The sequence below is a fragment of the Chania multitudinisentens RB-25 genome (assembly GCF_000520015.2).
Taxonomy (GTDB): Bacteria; Pseudomonadota; Gammaproteobacteria; order Enterobacterales; family Enterobacteriaceae; genus Chania; species Chania multitudinisentens.
On sequence record NZ_CP007044.2, the window covers coordinates 1,298,550 to 1,316,825 of the forward strand.

The following is an 18,276-nucleotide window of genomic DNA, read 5'->3' on the forward strand; positions in this document are numbered from 1 at the left end:
CGGCTACGCCCCAATCCTCCTCCCCTGCTAATCCCCAGGCGGGATGATGCCGTTGTTCGTTCTCCCCGGCACGATAATGAAAAAATTGACCCATTTACCGGATAGAGAATTTTTCTTATGCCACAGCCCATGCTTAAAAAAGATGCATTTCTGGCTGCGCTGACTCGTCAGTGGCAGCGTTTTGGCCTTAGCTCCGCACAACAGATGACTCAGCATCAATGGTGGGAAGCAGTCAGCGCGGCGCTTGCCGAACAACTGGCAGCACAGCCTGCTCCTGCTAAAAGCCGCAAATCATTGCGCCATGTAAATTACATCTCAATGGAATTCCTGCTCGGCCGCCTAACGGCCAATAACCTGATCAACCTCGGCTGGTACGAAACGGTTGACGCGGTGCTGGCTGAGCAGAACGTCAAACTGGCGGATTTGCTGGAGCAGGAAACCGATCCGGCATTGGGTAACGGGGGATTGGGGCGCCTGGCGGCCTGTTTTCTTGACTCAATGGCAACGGTGGAACAACCGGCAACGGGTTATGGCCTGAATTACCAATATGGGCTGTTTCGCCAGTCATTCAAAGCAGGCCATCAACAGGAAGCTCCAGATAACTGGCAGCGCGAAAGTTATCCATGGTTCCGCCACAATGCCGCACTGGCAGTAGAGGTCGGTATCGGTGGCAAGTTGCAAAAACAGGCCGATGGCCGTGAACTATGGATCCCGGCGTTTACCCTGCGGGGGGAAGCCTGGGATCTACCAGTTCTGGGGTTCCGTAATGGGGTCACCCAACCGTTGCGCCTGTGGCAGGCTACGCATCAGCATCCGTTTGATCTGAATGATTTCAATGAGGGAAAATTCCTGCAAGCAGAGAAGCAGGGGGTTGAAGCGGCCAAGCTGACCAAAGTGCTCTATCCGAATGATAACCATCAGGCGGGCAAACGCCTGCGTCTGATGCAGCAGTATTTCCAGTGCGCCTGTTCGGTGGCGGACATTCTGCGCAAACATCACCAGGCAGGCCGCAAAATTGCAGACCTGCCTAAGTACGAGGTGATTCAGCTCAACGACACGCATCCCACCATCGCCATTCCAGAAATGTTGCGCCTCCTGCTGGATGAGCATCAGCTGGATTGGGATGCCGCCTGGGCGATCACCAGCAAGACCTTTGCCTATACCAACCATACGCTGATGCCGGAAGCGCTGGAGTGCTGGGATGAGAAACTGGTGCGCAGCCTGTTGCCACGCCATTTCTCCATCATCAAGCAGATTAACGCCCGCTTTAAGCAACTGGTGGATCAGCACTGGCCTGGCGATGAAGCGGTTTGGGCCAAATTGGCGGTGCACCACAGTGGGCAGGTGCGTATGGCAAACCTGTGTGTAGTCAGCGGTTTTGCGGTCAATGGCGTGGCACAACTGCATTCGGATCTGGTGGTGAAGGATCTGTTCCCGGAATATCATCAACTGTGGCCGAATAAATTCCACAATGTGACCAATGGTGTGACGCCGCGGCGCTGGCTGAAACAGTGTAATCCGGCACTGTCCAGCCTGATTGATACAACGTTGAAGGTAGAGTGGGCCAACGATCTGGATGCGCTGAAAGGCCTGGAAAAATATGCCGATGATGCCGGGTTCCGCCAGCAGTATCAGCAAATCAAGCGTGATAACAAGGTGGCTTTGGCCCATTACGTGCATAGCGTGATGGGGCTGACGCTCAACCCGGATGCGATCTTTGACGTGCAGATTAAACGCTTGCATGAATACAAACGTCAGCATCTGAATTTACTGCATATTCTGTCGCTGTATCGCCAACTGCGCGATAACCCGAAGCTGGACATTGTGCCGCGGGTATTCCTGTTTGGTGCCAAAGCTGCTCCGGGTTACTACCTGGCGAAGAACATCATTTATGCGATCAATCAGGTGGCGGAGAAGATCAACAACGATCCGTTAGTGAAGGATCGTCTGAAAGTGGTGTTCATTCCTGATTACCGCGTTTCCGTGGCTGAATTGATGATCCCGGCGGCGGATATCTCGGAACAGATTTCCACTGCCGGTAAAGAGGCTTCTGGCACTGGCAACATGAAACTGGCCTTGAATGGTGCGTTGACCGTCGGAACGCTGGACGGTGCCAACGTCGAGATTGCCGAGCAAGTAGGCGAAGAGAACATCTTCATCTTTGGCAATACCGTGGAACAGGTGAAGGCGTTGTTGGCGCAAGGTTATGATCCGCTGAGTTATCGTAAGAAAGATAAACATCTAAAAACCATTCTGGATGAGCTGGCCAGCGGGGCTTTCAGCGGCGGTGACAAGCATGCTTTTGACATGATGTTGCATAGCTTGCTGGAAGGCGGTGATCCGTACCTGGTGCTGGCAGACTTTGCTGCCTACTGCAAAGCGCAAAGGCAGGTAGACAGCCTATATCGTGATCGCGACGAGTGGACGCGTCGCACTATCCTTAACACCGCGCGCGTGGGCATGTTCAGCTCGGATCGCTCGATCCGTGACTACCAGCAGCGCATCTGGCAAGCCAAGCGTTAAGGAGTATGAATGAGTAAAGGTATCGATCAGGCGGCCGCCTTGGCAGGGATTGCCGCCGATTACATCAATGCCCATGGTAAACAACAGGCGATTTCGCCGGAAACCAAGCGCCAATTACTGAAGGCGATGAGCCATACATCGCTCGGTACAGAAGCGCTGCCATTGCCAGTGGTAAAAGTGTTTTATTACGGCAGCCCAGTGGCATTGCCTTTAGGGGGCAGCGGTGAGTATCACTGGGCGCTGCAGCGTGAGGATGGTAGCCAGCAACAGGGGCGAGCCAGTGCGCGCAAAACGTTGACTCTGCCTGGCAAACTGCCGCTGGGCTATCATCAACTCATCTTGACGCAGGGCGAACAGCAATGGCAGTGCCGGCTGATTGTGGCCCCGAAACGTTGCTATGAACCCGATGCCCTGCTGACCGGAAAAAAGCTGTGGGGTGCTTGTGTGCAGCTCTACACGCTGCGTTCTGAGCATAACTGGGGCATTGGTGATTTTGGCGATCTGCGGGTGATGATCGGCGGAGTAGGGCAGCGTGGTGGGGCTTTTGTCGGGCTGAACCCAATTCATGCGTTGTACCCGGCCAACCCGGAAAGCGCCAGCCCGTATAGCCCTTCTTCACGACGCTGGTTGAACGTGGTGTATATCGATGTTAATGCGGTGGAAGATTTCCAGCGCAGCACGGCGGCACAGAAATGGTGGCATAAAGCGGCGACGCAGAAGCTGCTGGTGAAGGCACGCAACAGCCATTATGTGGATTACAGTACGGTAACGCAGTTGAAGCTAACGGCGCTGAAACTGGCTTTCCCGCAGTTTCAGGCTCGCAAGGCTGGTGATGTGTTGCAGCTGGCCTTTGAGCGTTTCGTCAGCGAAGGGGGCAGCAGTCTGTATCAACAAGCGGCATTTGACGCGCTGCATGCGCATCTTGCTGCCAACGATCACAGCATGTGGGGGTGGCCGGTTTGGCCGGAAGAGTATCGGCAGGGTAACGGGGCGGCGGTGGAGGCGTTCTGCAAACAGTATGCGGATGAAGTGACCTTCTACCTGTGGTTGCAATGGTTGGCGGCCAGCCAGTTTGCCGAGTGTTTTGCTCAAAGCCAGGAACAACAGATGCCGATTGGCCTTTACCGCGATCTGGCAGTGGGTGTGGCGGAAGGCGGAGCGGAAACCTGGTGCGAGCGGGAGTTGTATTGTTTGGGTGCATCGGTGGGGGCTCCACCAGATATCCTCGGCCCGTTGGGGCAAAACTGGGGGCTACCGCCGATGGACCCGCATGTGATGGTAGCGCGGGGATATCAGCCGTTTATTGATTTGCTGCGTGCCAACATGACTAGCTGCGGGGCTTTGCGTATCGATCACGTCATGGCCTTGCTGCGCTTGTGGTGGATACCTTACGGTGAAACTGCCGATTGCGGGGCGTATGTTAAATATCCGGTTGAGGATTTGCTGGCGTTACTGGCGTTAGAAAGCCAACGCCACCGCTGTATGGTGATTGGCGAAGATCTCGGCACTGTACCGGTGGAGATCGTCGGCAAACTGCGTGATAGCGGGGTTTACTCCTACAAGGTGCTGTATTTTGAACGTGATAATGAGAGCCAGTTTCGTGCGCCGCAGTCTTACCCGGTGCAGGCGATGGCAACGATTACCACGCACGATCTGCCCACGCTGCGCGGCTACTGGCAAAGCGGTGATTTAACGCTGGGCAAAACGTTGGGGTTATACCCGGATGCCGAGGTGCTCAAAACGCTGTTTGCTGACCGTGAACGTGCCAAACAGGGTTTGTTGGACGGGTTACACCGTTATGGCTGCGTGCCGCAGAAGGTGGGTAAGAAGGCATCATTACTGGCGATGAGCCCTTTGTTAAACCGGGGATTACAGCGTTATGTTGCCGACAGTGCCAGTGCGTTGCTGGGGTTGCAGCCAGAAGATTGGTTGGATATGGCCGATCCGGTGAATATCCCAGGAACCAGCGATGCCTATCCCAACTGGCGGCGCAAACTGAGCCATACGCTGGAAGAGATGTTTACCGATCAACAGGTAAATCGTTTATTGAAGGATCTGGACAAGCGGCGCAGGAAGGTTTCGGTCGAATGAATTAGAGGGTCATCACTCAGGTGATGCCCTCTATTTAATAGATTCTCAATTATACAGAAATATCTACCGGCTTAATTTAGATAGCGAACGCAAAATTGAGAGTCACAGAACCGTCAATTTTGGTGTTCTCAGTAATAACACCGTTCATGGTGCTGGTGCTGGCCAAGTCTGCATCAACACGAATATCAGCTTTAAATACGCTACCGGCTTTCAACACGTTATTTGCTGTTGCCCAACTGGTTTGAGTGCCTTTGCTTAAAAAAACGCTGGCAACTTGGAGCGAACATTGTCCAGGGTTGCCTTTGCACAGGGGGGTTTGAACACCGTCTACGGTCGAGGTATTGGCCATAACAACCCTGTACCCGCCGATCTTTCCGGTTCCGTTAACAAACCCCATACCGTAGTGGTTGGGAGCCTGGAAGCTGGCATTGGTCACCACCATTGAGTCACTGCGATTATCTGTTGGGGTGATTGTCAGATAAGTCATACCATCACAAGTGATTATCCAGCTTTGGGCGATGCTGGTAAGTGATATGATCGCGTCAGGCTTGAGGCGTGATGCTCGTATTGAACCAAAATTATAGATTCCGTTATTCGGCGCAGCAATTGTGCAGGTAGGGGTTCCGAGTTTCCCTGCCACTTTCAGTTCAGACGTTGGTGCTGCCGCTTGGGCATTGGCGGCGGTGAACAACAGGGCTGACAGTACGCTGAGACATAAAATGCGTTTTTTCATAATGAATAGTATCTATATTAAAAGGATATCTATATTGGGCCGATGGCGCTTCTACAGGTTTGCTCGGTATTAAATGCCGTAAGCAAAACTCAGGGTCATGGAACCATCAAGGTTGGTGTCATCGGTAATCGCGCCGTTCATGGTGGCAGAGCTGGCCAGAACCGGGCTGACGATAATATCGCTGACGAAAACCTTGCCACTCTTTTGAGTATTGGCCGTTGGTGTTGCCCAACCAGAGCGTTGCCCGGTGGTGATATCGGCCGTTGCTGCCGGTGTAAAGGTGCTGGAAGCCGAGGTAAACAATTCGGAAGCAACACCGTCTACGGTCGCATTTGCCATCTGTGCGGTGTAGTAACCGATTTTACCGGTACCGTTAACCATGCCCATGCCGAAGTTGGTGGTAGCGACGGTGCTGACCGAAGCAGCACGGTTGTCCACTGGGGCAAAATTCAGGTAGGTTTCTGCATCACAGGTGATGGTCCAGGTTTTGGTCATCGGCGTCAGCGCGGTGGTAGCCGCTGGTTTTACCATGGTGGCAGACAGTCTGCCGAAATCGTATACACCGTCATCGGCGGCAGCAACGGTGCAGGCAGGAACGGTCAGTTCCCCGATAACTTTCAGTTCGGCGGTTGGTGTGGCTGCCTGAGCATTTGCCATGGCCAGTAACAGGGTGGACAGTGTGGTCGCGGCAATTACGTGCTTTTTCATAAAACAAAGAAACCTATATATGATTAAAAATCGAGATAAAACATTATTTGCCAACGTTGTTGGCGATATAAAGTCATTAATAGAATTACGGAAATACTCTCATTAATGTCTTATTTCTTTTAGCTGGCTAAAAAAACCGAGCGTAAGTTTTTAGGGTATTCCTCCAAACAGGGTTGAACGAAGAAAATTATATCGTTACCGATGGCGATCTCCTTCATACCTCACGTTGCTTGGCCTGTAGTGAATCTCACCCTTTCAGGGTAATTACAGGCAGCATTCAACCCTGCTCTGCGGATTTGTCGTTCACCCTCGTTACATTATTTGGGGTATATATTATTAATAATGTGGTCATCAAGATGAATGATATGTAATCGACAGTATATTCACCAGATTAAACCCAATAAAGCTTCCTATTGGAAGTCTTTATAACTTTGTTGTTTAGTATAAGCTGCTAAGTTCATTTAAATAGTAGATTACTTCAATAAAGAATCGATGCTATTTTGTCAGAAACATATCAGTAAAAATATTTGTATATATACTCGTCATACTTCAAGTTGCATGGATATTGGCGAAGCTACCAGGTTTCAGCTCTTTGGGGTCAGCCCCTGTGTTGTTCAAAAACGCGCTGCGTTTTTGTCCTGCAACTTGAATTATGTGGAGTATTTTGAGTAAAAAAGATTTCAATTTCTAAAGAAGTCAATTCTACACAATAAAGTAGGTACCCATTACATTCATGTATAACATTCTTAATGGGGGGCAATATAGGAGGCTTTTTATTAGTGGTGAAGATGATATTTTGTTTTACGTGATGCATAAAAACTAATGAAAGAGGTAAGAATCCTAATTATAACAATCGGATAGGTAATATTTTCCGTGCTTGAACTATAGAGAAATAGTATAAAAAACACAATGACCACAAAATTAACATAACCGTTATTAGATTAATTTGCCGATAATATAAACGGTTTTTCACTGCTAAAAATTGCTCTGCATCAAGAAAGGTGCCTTTCACGAATGTGCTAAAAATACCAAGACGTAGGCATTGTGCTGCGCCTTGGTATGCGCAATCAGTAATAAGAGTGCTCGCCACGCTGGTGTTCGGTCAGATCGCGTACCCCTTTCAGTTCAGGGAACTTTTGCAGCAGCTCTTTCTCAATACCTTCTTTCAACGTAACGTCAACCATGGAACACCCGTTGCAACCCCCACCAAATTGCAGGATAGCCAACCCATCGTCGGTGATTTCCATCAAACTGACACGGCCACCGTGGCCTGCCAACTGCGGGTTAATCTGCGATTGCAATACGTATTCAACGCGTTCCATCAGCGGGGCGTTGTCGTCCACTTTGCGCATTTTGGCGTTTGGCGCTTTCAGCGTGAGCTGGGAGCCGAGTTGATCGGTCACAAAGTCGATCTCGGCTTCTTCCAGATAAGGTGCGCTCAATTCGTCAACGTAAGCAGACAGCTTGTCGAATTTGAGTTCGGTGTCCGTCGCTTCTACCGCATCGGGTGGGCAATAAGAAACACCACATTCTGCCGTAGGCGTTCCAGGGTTAATGACGAACACGCGGATCTGGGTGCCTTCTTCTTGGTTTGCCAGCAGTTTGGCAAAATGTTCCTGTGCAGCATCTGTTATACGAATCATAGCATTAACTCAATAGTTGACTTCTATAGTAGGTTATAATACGCCCATTGCTGTGGTACTACAATGTGCGGCAAATACACCAGATCTGCAATGAGGCGACCCCCTGTTTCTGCAATAACCTGGCGACTTCCGCCACCGTGCTGCCTGTGGTGACCACATCATCCAGCAGCGCGACATGCCGCCCTGCCAGATCGGTATCGCAACGGAATGCGCCATGCAAATTACGCTGCCGCAAACGGGCGGTAAGCCGTTGCTGGGGTAAAGTTGCTCTGGTCCGGCGCAGCGCGGCGGGGCGGTATTCGCAGCCTAACCAACGAGCTAATGGCCGGGCTAATAAATCGCTCTGATTATAACCCCGAAGCCAGCAGCGTCTCCTCTGTAAGGGTATCGCTAAAATGATCTCTGGTCTGTTCAGATGTTGCTCTCGGTGCGCTTGCAGCCAATGCAGCAGGAGCAGGCGGGCCAGCGTGGGAGCCAGCTCCGGTGTGCGCTGGAATTTGAAACGCTTGATCAAAGCACTGAGTGGCAGACAATAGTTGGAGGCAAAGACGAGTGCCTGCCAGGGCGGGGGTTGTTGCAGGCAACGGCCACAAAGCTGGTGTGGATTGCCGCTGGGCAGGCCACAGCGGGGGCAGCATACCGGTTTGGCAGGCAACTGGCGCAGGCAGTAGCTGCAAATTCCCTGCTGTGTGAGCCGTAATGCTTGCTGGCATAGCCAACAACGGCTGTAGATTGGTAGCATAATCGTCCTCCATAACGAAACGAGTTTCACAAGGACAATAACGGATGAGCGCGCTGTATTGGCAAACAATAGGTGAAGGCGATCGCGATCTTGTGCTGCTGCACGGATGGGGATTGAATGCTGAGGTATGGCGTTGCACGCTGGAGCGATTGGCTCCGCATTTTCGTGTGCATCTGGTTGACCTGCCGGGTTATGGCCGCAGTCAGGGTTATGGCGAGCTGTCGTTGCCGCAGATGGCTGATATTTTGCTGGCGGCCGCGCCTGTGCGTGCTTACTGGCTGGGCTGGTCATTAGGGGGGCTGGTGGCTGGGCAAATTGCCCTGATGCAGCCGGAGCGGGTGACAGGGCTAATTACCGTGGCCTCTTCACCTTGTTTTGCCGCACAGGAAGGCTGGCCAGGGATTCGCCCGGAGGTATTGAGCGGGTTCCAACAACAGCTCAGCCAGGATTTCAAGCGTACCGTAGAGCGTTTTTTGGCGCTGCAAACCTTGGGTACCGAAAGCGCGCGCCAGGATGCCCGGTTGCTGAAAGCCGTGGTGCTCAATCAGCCAACACCGAGCGTAGAAGTACTCAATAGCGGCCTCACGATGCTGCGCACCGTGGATCAGCGCCAGCAACTGGCCACGCCCGCCATGCCGGTGCTGCGTATTTATGGTTATCTGGATGGTCTGGTGCCACGCAAGGTGGCAGCGCTGTTGGATGAAGGTTGGCCGCACTCTGCTTCGGTTGTGATCCCCAAAGCGGCTCATGCGCCTTTTATCTCGCACCCTGAGGAGTTCACCCGTCTTGTTAATCAATTCGCTGCAAATCAGTAGAGGCACGATTTCGCGCCCCTGTTTTTAGCGCTTCAAACGGTAAACCACCGTCCTGCAATCCTGCCCTCCCGGGCAGCTTTTGCAATGGCCGGTCAAACATTCACTGTTATCCTGTTCAATACGTTCCACTTTTCCCATGTCGGTTAAGCGTTCCAGCATAGCGTTGACCAGTGGCAACGGCGTTGCCAACTGGCGGCTTAGCTGTGGTGCCTGCACACTGCCCTGCAAGGCTAACGCATCACGTATTTGCAGCAGGCTGGCCATCAGTGGCAATCACCTTGCGGGGTTTGGCAACAGCTGACTGGCGTAGCGCTGCGCAGACGAATGGTCACGCGGCTACGGGCTTTGCGTAATGACAGCAACAGCAAGGCATTAAACGCCAGCACAGACAGGATCACCAGCAGGCTGTATTGCGGATGCTGGGTAAAGGTCGCAGCCTGGTAGAACAACGTCGCCAGTGAATAGGCGACGTTCAGCCCCCACAGGATAGAGAACGTCATCCAGCCGCGGCTGGATTCACGGGCAATAGCTCCCATCACCGAAACGCACGGCACGTACAGCAGCACAAAGATCAGGTAACTGTAAGCGGAAATTGAAGTGCCGAATTTGCTGCTCATCATGCCCATGGAACCAGCGCCCATCTCACCATCGCCTTTGCTGGCTTCGATAGGGTTAGAGAGCACGCTGAGACTGAACGTATCTCGCAGACCTTGCCAGGTTTCCTGCGCAGCCGCCGCTAGTTCATCCAGTAAATTGAAATTGGCGGCATCGAACGGTTCATTGGTGATGTGTTCGGCGGTATACAGGGTGTTGAGCGTTCCGACCACCACTTCTTTCGCCATGGCTCCGGTCACCAAGCCAACGGTAGCCTGCCAGTTATCACTGTGGACCCCCATCGGCTGTAGCAGCGGCGTCAGCACCTTAGAAACCGATGCCAGCGCGGAGTCATTGATATTATCCACGGGTTTGCCGCTGAAAGAGAAGCTGTTCAGGCCACCGATAAAGATACTGGCGATCACAATCACTTTCCCGGCGCGCAGCACAAAACCTTTCAGGCGCTGCCAGGCCTGCAACAGCAGGCTTCTCAGGTGCGGTACATGGTAGACCGGCAGTTCCATGACGAAGGGTGAAGCTTCGCCGCGCATGATGGTGTATTTCAATACCAGGCCAGTGAGAATGGCAACCACGATCCCCAGCATATACAGCGAGAATACGATGCTCGCACCACCCTGGCCGAAGAAGGCGGCGGCGAAAACGGCGAAGATTGCCAAACGCGCCCCGCAGGACATAAAGGGAGCCATCATGATAGTGATCAGGCGTTCACGCTGGGCATCCAGCGTGCGGGCCCCCATAATCGAGGGTACATTACAGCCGAAACCGACGATCAACGGCACGAAGGATTTACCCGGTAGCCCCAGCGCCTGCATCAGGCGATCCATCACAAAGGCTGCACGCGCCATGTAGCCGGAATCCTCCAGGAAAGACAGGAACAGGTACATCATGCCGATCTGCGGCACCAGTGGCAGCACGGTGTTGATCCCGCCGCCAACGCCCTGCGCCAGGAAGATGGTCAGCCATTCTGGGAAGTGCAGGGTATAACCGACCCATTGAATCCCCTGAATAAAGATTGCTGCCGAACCGAGATCGAAAATCGGTTGCAGTGCGCCGCCAATGTTAATTGCCAGTAAGAACATCAGGTACATCACCAGCAGGAAAATAGGCACGCCCAGCCAGCGGTTAAGGATCACCTTATCCAGCATTTCAGTCAGGCGGTTTGGCAAAGCCTGTTGTGAATTGCTGACCGCATCGCAAATGGTGGTGATCGATTGGTAACGAGCATCCGCAATCACCAGTGCCGGCTCTTCCTGTTGCAAGGCCAGCCGGGCTTCCGGCAGCAATGAGGTGGCATTGCCTGCCAATTGGTGGCTATAGATATCCCCTTCCAGCATTTGCAGCGCTAACCAGCGGCGTTGTTCGTTAGGCAGATATTGCGGCATAGCTGCGGCCAGCCGGTTGACTTCGTGCAGCAACAACGGCGGATAATTGACCAACGCTTTGGGTTCATTGAACTGGTGGCCGTCAATCATCTGTTTCAGCACGCCAATGCCATCGGCTTTGGTGGAGATCAACGGCACCACAGGGCAACCCAACTGTGCAGCCAGAGCGGCAATATCAATCTCAATATGCTGGCTTCTGGCGATATCCAGCATGTTCAGCGCCACAATGCAGGGAATACCCAGTTCCAGCAGTTGCAGCGTCAGGTAAAGGTTGCGCTCCAGATTTGAAGCATCCACCACGTTGATCAGCAAATCCGCGTCACCACTGAGAATGTAGTGGCAGGCGATTTGTTCATCCAGGGAAGTCTGTTCAGAGATGGTGGTAAGTGAGTAGGTACCAGGGAGATCGACCAGCGTGATTTGCGATTGCGGCGTAGTAAAATGGCCTTCTTTACGTTCGACCGTGACCCCAGCCCAGTTGCCGACTCGCTGGCGTGCTCCGGTGAGCTGGTTGAACAGCGTGGTTTTCCCCGAGTTCGGATTACCTATTAAGCCGATAGTGAGTTTTTTCATAATCCAATCTGATGTTAGTCAATTGAAGAACGGCCTGGCATGGAGCCACGGCAAAAGCCTGAAACAGGCGGCAGGGCTTACGCCTGGCCGTCGATCAGGATCAGGTCTAGATCTTTTTTTCGCAGCACCAAACTGACGCGGCGGGTTTTTATTTCGATCGGATCGCCAAACGGGGCGACGCGTATCACTTCAAATAATGAACCGGGCAGCATACCGAGTGACAGCAGTTTCTGGCGGTAAGCGGGGCTGATTTCACTGGAGAAACCGGCGATTTTATAGGTCTGCTTAGGAAGAAGATGCATATTACCTTCTTGGTGATAAAGACGTTGCTTCTGAAACGTCGCTTTCAGAACCATTTTCTACCCAGATTACCGGAAGAAGAGTCAACGGGGCTGAAATGGCACTAATAAACACGCAACATAATAATAGTGAGAACGATTATCGTAATCAATACAAAAAGTAGGGATATTGGTTGCTAAATGTACTGTTTTATTGCTGTACATCAAAAAGACGTGGGAATGTTGTGCGGAGATAAGGAAGGGGCGGAGTGAACTCCGCCCTTAATGGTGAGGCTTAGCGTTTTTTACCGAATGCCGCCGCCAGTGCATCGCCCATGGCGCTATTGCCTGCCGGGGAAGTGTTACGCGGTTTGGCTTTATTGGCTGGTGCGCGTGACGCGTTGTCACGTGTGGGAGCATTGTTGCTATTACCGTTGCCACGGCGTGGTGAACCTTCACCTGGCTGCTCATCCAGGCGCATGCTGAGGGCGATACGCTTGCGCTGTAAATCGACCTCCATCACCTTCACTTTGACGATATCGCCCGCTTTCACCACGCTGTGTGGATCTTCCACGAATTTATCTGCCAGCGAGGAGATGTGAACCAGGCCATCCTGATGCACGCCGATATCCACAAATGCCCCGAAGTTGGTGACGTTGGTGACGGAACCTTCCAGCACCATCCCGATTTGCAGGTCGTTCAGCGTTTCCACGCCTTCCGCAAAGGTGGCGGTTTTGAATTCCGGGCGTGGGTCGCGCCCCGGTTTCTCCAGCTCTTTCAGGATATCGGTCACCGTTGGCATACCGAACTGCTCGTCGGTGAAATCGCTGGCTTTCAGGCTGCGGATGGCGTTGGGGTTGCCCATCAGATCTTGCAACGCCTGCTGGGTAGCAGCCAGAATGCGCTCTACCACCGGATAAGTCTCTGGGTGTACCGTTGAGGCATCCAGCGGATTATCGCCATGGTTGATACGCAGGAAGCCTGCGCACTGTTCAAAGGCTTTTGGCCCCAAACGGCTGACTTTCAGCAGTTGTTCACGGTTGCTGAAACGGCCATTCTCGTCGCGCCAGTTGATAATGTTCTGCGCCATCATGCGCGTTAAACCGGCTACACGGGCCAACAAGGGAACGGATGCGGTATTCAGATCAACACCCACCGCGTTCACACAGTCTTCCACCACCGAATCCAGCTTCTTCGCCAATTGGCTCTGGCTGACGTCGTGCTGGTATTGGCCAACGCCGATGGATTTAGGATCAATCTTTACCAATTCAGCCAGTGGGTCTTGCAGGCGGCGTGCGATGGAAACAGCACCGCGCAGGGAGACATCAAGGTTGGGGAATTCCAGCGCGGCCAGCTCAGAAGCCGAGTACACCGAAGCCCCAGCCTCACTGACGATCACTTTCTGTGCTTTTACCTCTGGGAATTGCTGCTGCAACTCGGCATAGAAACGCTCAGTTTCACGGGAAGCCGTACCGTTGCCGATTGCCACCAGTTCGACCTGATGTTTGCTACAGAGAGCGGCCACCACGGTGGCGGCTTTGGCGGCTTGGCCCGTGTGTGGGTAGACGGTATCGGTCGCCACCAATTTGCCGGTAGCATCAACCACCGCCACTTTTACCCCGGTACGCAGGCCAGGATCCAGGCCCATGGTGGCACGCATCCCGGCCGGGGCTGCCATCAGCAGGTCATGCATATTACGGGCAAAAACGTTGATGGCTTCATCTTCCGCACGTTCACGCAAGGTGCCCATCAGTTCGGTTTCCAGATGCAACAATACCTTGATGCGCCATGTCCAGTTAACCACCGCCTTGCGCCAGGCATCGGCCGGTGCGTTGTTCAGGCGCAGGTTCAGGTGGTTGATGATAATCAACTCACCCTGGCTTTCGCGTGGCGTTTCTTCAAACTGCGGATCGGCATTCAGCGCCAGTTGCAGTACTCCTTCATTACGGCCACGGAACATCGCCAGCGCACGGTGAGAAGGCACTTGTGAAATCGGTTCGTGGTGATCGAAATAATCACGGAATTTTGCGCCGTCCTCTTCTTTACCTTCGACTACTTTGGCCACCAGATGGGCGTTTTTCCACAGGTAGTCACGCACTTTAGCCAGCAGGGTGGCATCTTCGGCAAAGCGTTCCATCAGAATGTAACGTGCGCCATCCAACGCTGCTTTTATATCGGCAACGCCTTTGTCTGCATTAACATACCGTTCGGCCAATTGTTCAGGCTGCTGCTGAGGATCTTGCCACAGCGAATCGGCCAAGGGTTCCAGACCTGCTTCAATGGCGATCTGCCCACGGGTGCGGCGTTTGGGTTTATACGGTAGATAGAGATCTTCGAGTTCTGTTTTGCTCAGGGTAGCGTTAATTGCCCTGGCCAGTTGCTCGGTGAGTTTACCTTGCTCATCAATAGATTTGAGGATGGTCTGGCGGCGTTCTTCCAGTTCACGCAGATAACCCAGGCGGGTTTCCAACTGGCGTAGCTGAGTGTCATCCAGGCCACCGGTAACTTCCTTACGATAACGTGCGATAAACGGCACGGTATTGCCTTCATCCAGCAGGCGGATGGCGGAGTCAACTTGCTCCGGCCGGGCTTGCAGTTCTGTTGCGATAATGCGGCTCAGTGGGTCATTCATAAGTCTGGTATCTGTTAAGAGCGATGATCAAGAGGGGGATAGTTATACGGATTGCAGGGATAAAATGCCAGCGTGGAGCGGGCCGCTTTGGTTATGCCCTGAGTTTTTTGCCTTTATAGCTGAAGGAGTATGGCCTTTCCAGCCGCGGGTTGCGGTAGGCCACCACCGTCTAAGGCCGTTTCTTACGCTTTCACCTACTCAAGCTTATTGTCTGGTTTTCAAGGGGTAAAACAAAGGAGAGTAAATATGAATGTCATGAAAACTGACATATCAACTTGCTCCGATAAGAATTTACTCTATTTTTATAACATAAATTTAAATAACGTTATATAAAACATATTTGATATTTAGTTTATGGTGAAAAGGATAAAAAATAGTCACATTGACTAAAGGCTCGTAGTATTTATAATGCTCTTTTAACTTAAGGGGGTATCATGCCAACAAAAATTATAACTCGTGAAGGTTACATAAAACTTCAGGAAGAGCATGATTATTTATGGAATGTAAAAAGGCCCGAAATCACAGCCATTGTTTCTTGGGCTGCAAGTTTGGGCGATCGGTCCGAAAACGCCGACTATACATATAATAAAAGGCTTTTAAGACAAATAGATAGGCGTGTTTATTTTTTACGTAAACTTATGCCGCAATTGCAAGTAGTCGATTATTCTCCACAGCAGGAAGGAAAGGTTTTTTTTGGTGCTTGGGTGAAAATTCAAAATGATGAAGGTGAAGAAAAATATTTCAGAATAGTAGGGCCTGAAGAAATTTATGGCGAAGTTAAGAATTATATATCGATTGATTCTCCAATGGCTCGTGCATTGTTAAAGAAAGAAATTGATGATGAAGTCCCTGTGCAAACACCGGATGGTATTAGATACTGGCAGATAATTTCTATACAATATAATTAATTTTAATAGTATTAACCCCAGATTATATCTACAGTGACATCTGTGGGAAAACCATTGTCTAGTTATATTCGACGGGTCAGAAATAATTCTTACAGGCACGCGCTGAACAACCTTAGTGAAATTGCCAGTAATTATCTAATGGCCATAAAGCAGAGGTGGTCTGGGCCAGGCGTTTAATCCAGGTTCTTGGCGTCAGGTTACTCCGTGCATATGTTGGATAAATTTTTCTAATCATATGATTATACCTTCGGTATTTCCCACCTGTAGTGGCTCCAGTTTCCGTTGGTTATCATCCCGATATTGAAAGGCATTAGCCGCCATATTGTCAGGCTTCACTGCCAACGAAGCTCCGTTGTTCATCAAGCTTGCAGATGAGCGGCACGTCAAACTGAGCAGAATCACCATGGGAACAATGAATGTCAATGTGAGCCTCGGGTAATTCTTAAAAAATCGGATTGTGCGTTAGGTTCAATCAAGCATAGGCATTAATCTCCTCCTAAATACTGGATATTAATTGAAGTCACCTGTAATATCTCGATAGGACTTATCCTATCTGTTTTTTTTAAAAAAATATTTAACAAATTTTTATTGCATTTTTTTGATTTAAAAATTGTAAAAAATTATTTAATTCGGACTCTGGCGTCATTTCACCAAAATAATAGGAGTTTTCCTTGTCACAGCGTAAATTTCTCACTCTAACAGAAGTTAGTAATCTGATGAATGCGGCCAGAAAGACACAAACTGGAGTACGGGATAGTTGTCTAATCCTGCTGGCTTTTCGCCATGGATTGCGTATTAGCGAATTGTTGAACTTACGTTTTCGCGATCTTGAAATGATTGAAGGGCGAATAAATATACGTCGACTTAAAAATGGTTTTTCTACCGTTCATCCTTTGATGGATGATGAATGCAAGGCGATTATGGAATGGAAGCAGAGCAGGGCCCGGTGGAAACCAAGTGCAGACCCAGACATTATCTTTATTTCTCAGCGAGGAACCCAGCTATCGCGTGGTCAAGCCTGGCGAATTATCCGCCAGGCTGGTGAACGGGCGGGCACGGCCATCAATACACATCCTCATATGCTGCGCCACGCCTGTGGCTATGAATTGGCGGAAAGGGGGACTGATACCCGGTTGCTTCAGGACTATCTTGGGCACCGCAACATCCGGCATACTGTACGTTATACCGCCAGTAATGCCGCACGGTTTGTCGGAATATGGGAATGGAACAAACGAAAAAACGGCTAAAAAAGCAAAAACATAAGAATCTTAATACAGTAAATAATTATTTATCAGTGCCGGAGAACGCTATTATCAGCGATCTCCGCGCCTGGCAATAATCAATATGCCATTATTTATTAAAACAGGCATAAAGTTCTACTTCACTATTAATTCCGAGCTTTCCCATCATGTTACGTTTATGTGCACTCACGGTCTTGACGCTGCGGGAAGTCTTTTCCGCTATCTGTGTGATACTGAAACCTTCTTGCAATAAATGATAAACCTCTATTTCTGAGTCGGAGAATGGTTTGACATCGGTATTGAATACGCTTATCCCCTGTGCAGTGCATAGGCACGGGCTGGTGACAACATTGCCAGCCAAAACCAAATCAACCTGATTGGCTAGCTGAGGAATATCTTCAGATAAAGCAATAAATGAGGCTTCAGGCAGATAACCCATACACTTAACTGCCTGTTTTGATGGAACATTTGTCATGATAAGCAGCGGTTTATCCTCCCTGTTTGCTTGAGCGAATGACAGCAGTTTCACCCCCAGACGGATATTTTCATTCAGGCCGTATAGTTCACTGACGATCAGATCAATATTGTATAAATCATCACTGAAGGCCACATCATAAACAGAATGCGCTTGTATAATATCAACGCCAGGCAGTTTCTGCCTGAATAACTGATATAATCCACTCCAGGTAAGAATGCATGGATGCATAATCATTATTTTTTTCACAGTGTTTCACCACTCCTGTCTATTTATTTTGTTCAAATAGATCAATTTACCTGCAAGTAGGTAAAACTCCTCATTCGTTCTAATCTTCAATTTTTTAATTATTGATTTCTTTTGAGTACTGATTGTTCGTACATCTTTTCCCGCTGCATTAGCAATCGTTGTGGCAGTTTTCCCGCGGAAAAAATCCAGTGCAATGACTCTTTCCTGTTTACCCAATAAACATACTTTCTTCTCAGCGTTGCTACTCGGCTTATCACCCAGGCATTGGCTGATTTCATAAAGGTTAACAGGATCGATTAATACAGTAGTCACCCCAAAAGCGTGAAGAAGCTGAGTCATCCATTCCATATCATGCGGCAACCAGATAACAGAATGTGTATTGAGATGATAACTGGTAACATCTGATAAAAAGGATAATAACAACAGATAATCAATTCCACACGATAATGAGGTAAATAAGATCACATCAGGTTTGAATTCATGAATTTTCTGTTTAGCTTCTGTAATTTCACTGACCCGAAAAAAAATTAACTCAGCGTTGCCCGTACAACCAAGTAACCGTTGCAGGCCGATCCAATTTATCCTGGATGGCTCGACAACAAGAATTCGTTTCGATTTTCCCGCTACCGAATACTCGTCTTTATTATGATTGACCTGCAACATTTTTT

Annotated in this window: 15 protein-coding genes; 5 read left to right on the forward strand and 10 right to left on the reverse strand. The window is 50.4% G+C overall.

The window, feature by feature from the left end; translation table 11 throughout:
- Positions 1 to 117: 117 nt before the first annotated feature.
- Positions 118 to 2,523: a maltodextrin phosphorylase gene (gene malP / locus Z042_RS05585; protein ID WP_024914384.1), complete on the forward strand. Its 2,406-nt coding sequence runs from the start codon at positions 118 to 120 to the stop codon at positions 2,521 to 2,523.
- 9 nt (positions 2,524 to 2,532) lie between these two features.
- A complete protein-coding gene (gene malQ, locus Z042_RS05590; protein WP_024914385.1) occupies positions 2,533 to 4,614 on the forward strand; it encodes a 4-alpha-glucanotransferase in 2,082 nt (693 codons plus the stop codon).
- Positions 4,615 to 4,690: 76 nt separating this feature from the next.
- On the opposite strand, the gene Z042_RS05595 is transcribed toward malQ, so the two are convergent.
- The 4 genes from Z042_RS05595 to gntX form a co-directional block, all read right to left on the reverse strand.
- Positions 4,691 to 5,347, reverse strand: a complete 657-nt coding sequence (locus tag Z042_RS05595) for a DUF1120 domain-containing protein (RefSeq protein ID WP_024914386.1) — start codon at positions 5,345 to 5,347, stop codon at positions 4,691 to 4,693.
- Between the two features lie 69 nt (positions 5,348 to 5,416).
- A complete protein-coding gene (locus tag Z042_RS05600; RefSeq protein ID WP_024914387.1) occupies positions 5,417 to 6,055 on the reverse strand; it encodes a DUF1120 domain-containing protein in 639 nt (212 codons plus the stop codon).
- A gap of 1,067 nt (positions 6,056 to 7,122) precedes the next feature.
- On the reverse strand, positions 7,123 to 7,698 hold the full coding sequence (gene nfuA / locus Z042_RS05605) for a Fe-S biogenesis protein NfuA (RefSeq protein WP_024914388.1): 576 nt from the start codon (positions 7,696 to 7,698) through the stop codon (positions 7,123 to 7,125).
- A 58-nt stretch (positions 7,699 to 7,756) separates the two neighbouring features.
- Positions 7,757 to 8,440 carry a DNA utilization protein GntX gene (gene gntX, locus Z042_RS05610; RefSeq protein WP_024914389.1) on the reverse strand — a complete coding sequence of 228 codons (684 nt, stop codon included), beginning with the start codon at positions 8,438 to 8,440 and terminating at the stop codon, positions 7,757 to 7,759.
- A 44-nt stretch (positions 8,441 to 8,484) separates the two neighbouring features.
- Here gntX and bioH point away from each other — a divergent pair, with 44 nt between their 5' ends.
- Positions 8,485 to 9,255, forward strand: coding sequence for a pimeloyl-ACP methyl ester esterase BioH (gene bioH / locus Z042_RS05615; protein ID WP_024914390.1), 771 nt, complete (start codon positions 8,485 to 8,487; stop codon positions 9,253 to 9,255).
- Positions 9,256 to 9,279: 24 nt separating this feature from the next.
- On the opposite strand, the gene Z042_RS05620 is transcribed toward bioH, so the two are convergent.
- The 4 genes from Z042_RS05620 to Z042_RS05635 all read right to left on the reverse strand — a co-directional run bounded on the left by Z042_RS05620 (position 9,280) and on the right by Z042_RS05635 (position 14,735).
- Complete coding sequence (locus Z042_RS05620; protein WP_024914391.1) at positions 9,280 to 9,519, reverse strand: FeoC-like transcriptional regulator; 240 nt, start codon at positions 9,517 to 9,519, stop codon at positions 9,280 to 9,282.
- The gene (gene feoB / locus Z042_RS05625) at positions 9,519 to 11,825 is read right to left on the reverse strand and encodes a Fe(2+) transporter permease subunit FeoB (RefSeq protein WP_024914392.1); all 2,307 of its coding nucleotides are present in this window, start codon (positions 11,823 to 11,825) and stop codon (positions 9,519 to 9,521) included. The genes Z042_RS05620 and feoB overlap by 1 nt, the downstream gene beginning before the upstream one ends.
- Before the next feature lie 77 nt (positions 11,826 to 11,902).
- Positions 11,903 to 12,127, reverse strand: coding sequence for a ferrous iron transporter A (gene feoA, locus Z042_RS05630; RefSeq protein WP_024914393.1), 225 nt, complete (start codon positions 12,125 to 12,127; stop codon positions 11,903 to 11,905).
- Between the two features lie 271 nt (positions 12,128 to 12,398).
- On the reverse strand, positions 12,399 to 14,735 hold the full coding sequence (locus tag Z042_RS05635) for a Tex family protein (protein WP_024914394.1): 2,337 nt from the start codon (positions 14,733 to 14,735) through the stop codon (positions 12,399 to 12,401).
- A 434-nt stretch (positions 14,736 to 15,169) separates the two neighbouring features.
- Here Z042_RS05635 and greB point away from each other — a divergent pair, with 434 nt between their 5' ends.
- Both greB and Z042_RS05645 read left to right on the forward strand, forming a co-directional pair.
- Positions 15,170 to 15,643 (forward strand): transcription elongation factor GreB, encoded by a 474-nt coding sequence (gene greB, locus Z042_RS05640; RefSeq protein WP_024914395.1) that lies wholly within the window; start codon positions 15,170 to 15,172, stop codon positions 15,641 to 15,643.
- A gap of 671 nt (positions 15,644 to 16,314) precedes the next feature.
- A complete protein-coding gene (locus tag Z042_RS05645) occupies positions 16,315 to 16,890 on the forward strand; it encodes a tyrosine-type DNA invertase (protein ID WP_037407616.1) in 576 nt (191 codons plus the stop codon).
- Positions 16,891 to 16,993: 103 nt separating this feature from the next.
- On the opposite strand, the gene Z042_RS24435 is transcribed toward Z042_RS05645, so the two are convergent.
- The gene (locus Z042_RS24435; RefSeq protein WP_154666884.1) at positions 16,994 to 17,608 is read right to left on the reverse strand and encodes a helix-turn-helix domain-containing protein; all 615 of its coding nucleotides are present in this window, start codon (positions 17,606 to 17,608) and stop codon (positions 16,994 to 16,996) included.
- A 6-nt stretch (positions 17,609 to 17,614) separates the two neighbouring features.
- Positions 17,615 to 18,271: a response regulator gene (locus Z042_RS05655; RefSeq protein ID WP_024914397.1), complete on the reverse strand. Its 657-nt coding sequence runs from the start codon at positions 18,269 to 18,271 to the stop codon at positions 17,615 to 17,617.
- Between the last annotated feature and the right edge of the window lie 5 nt (positions 18,272 to 18,276).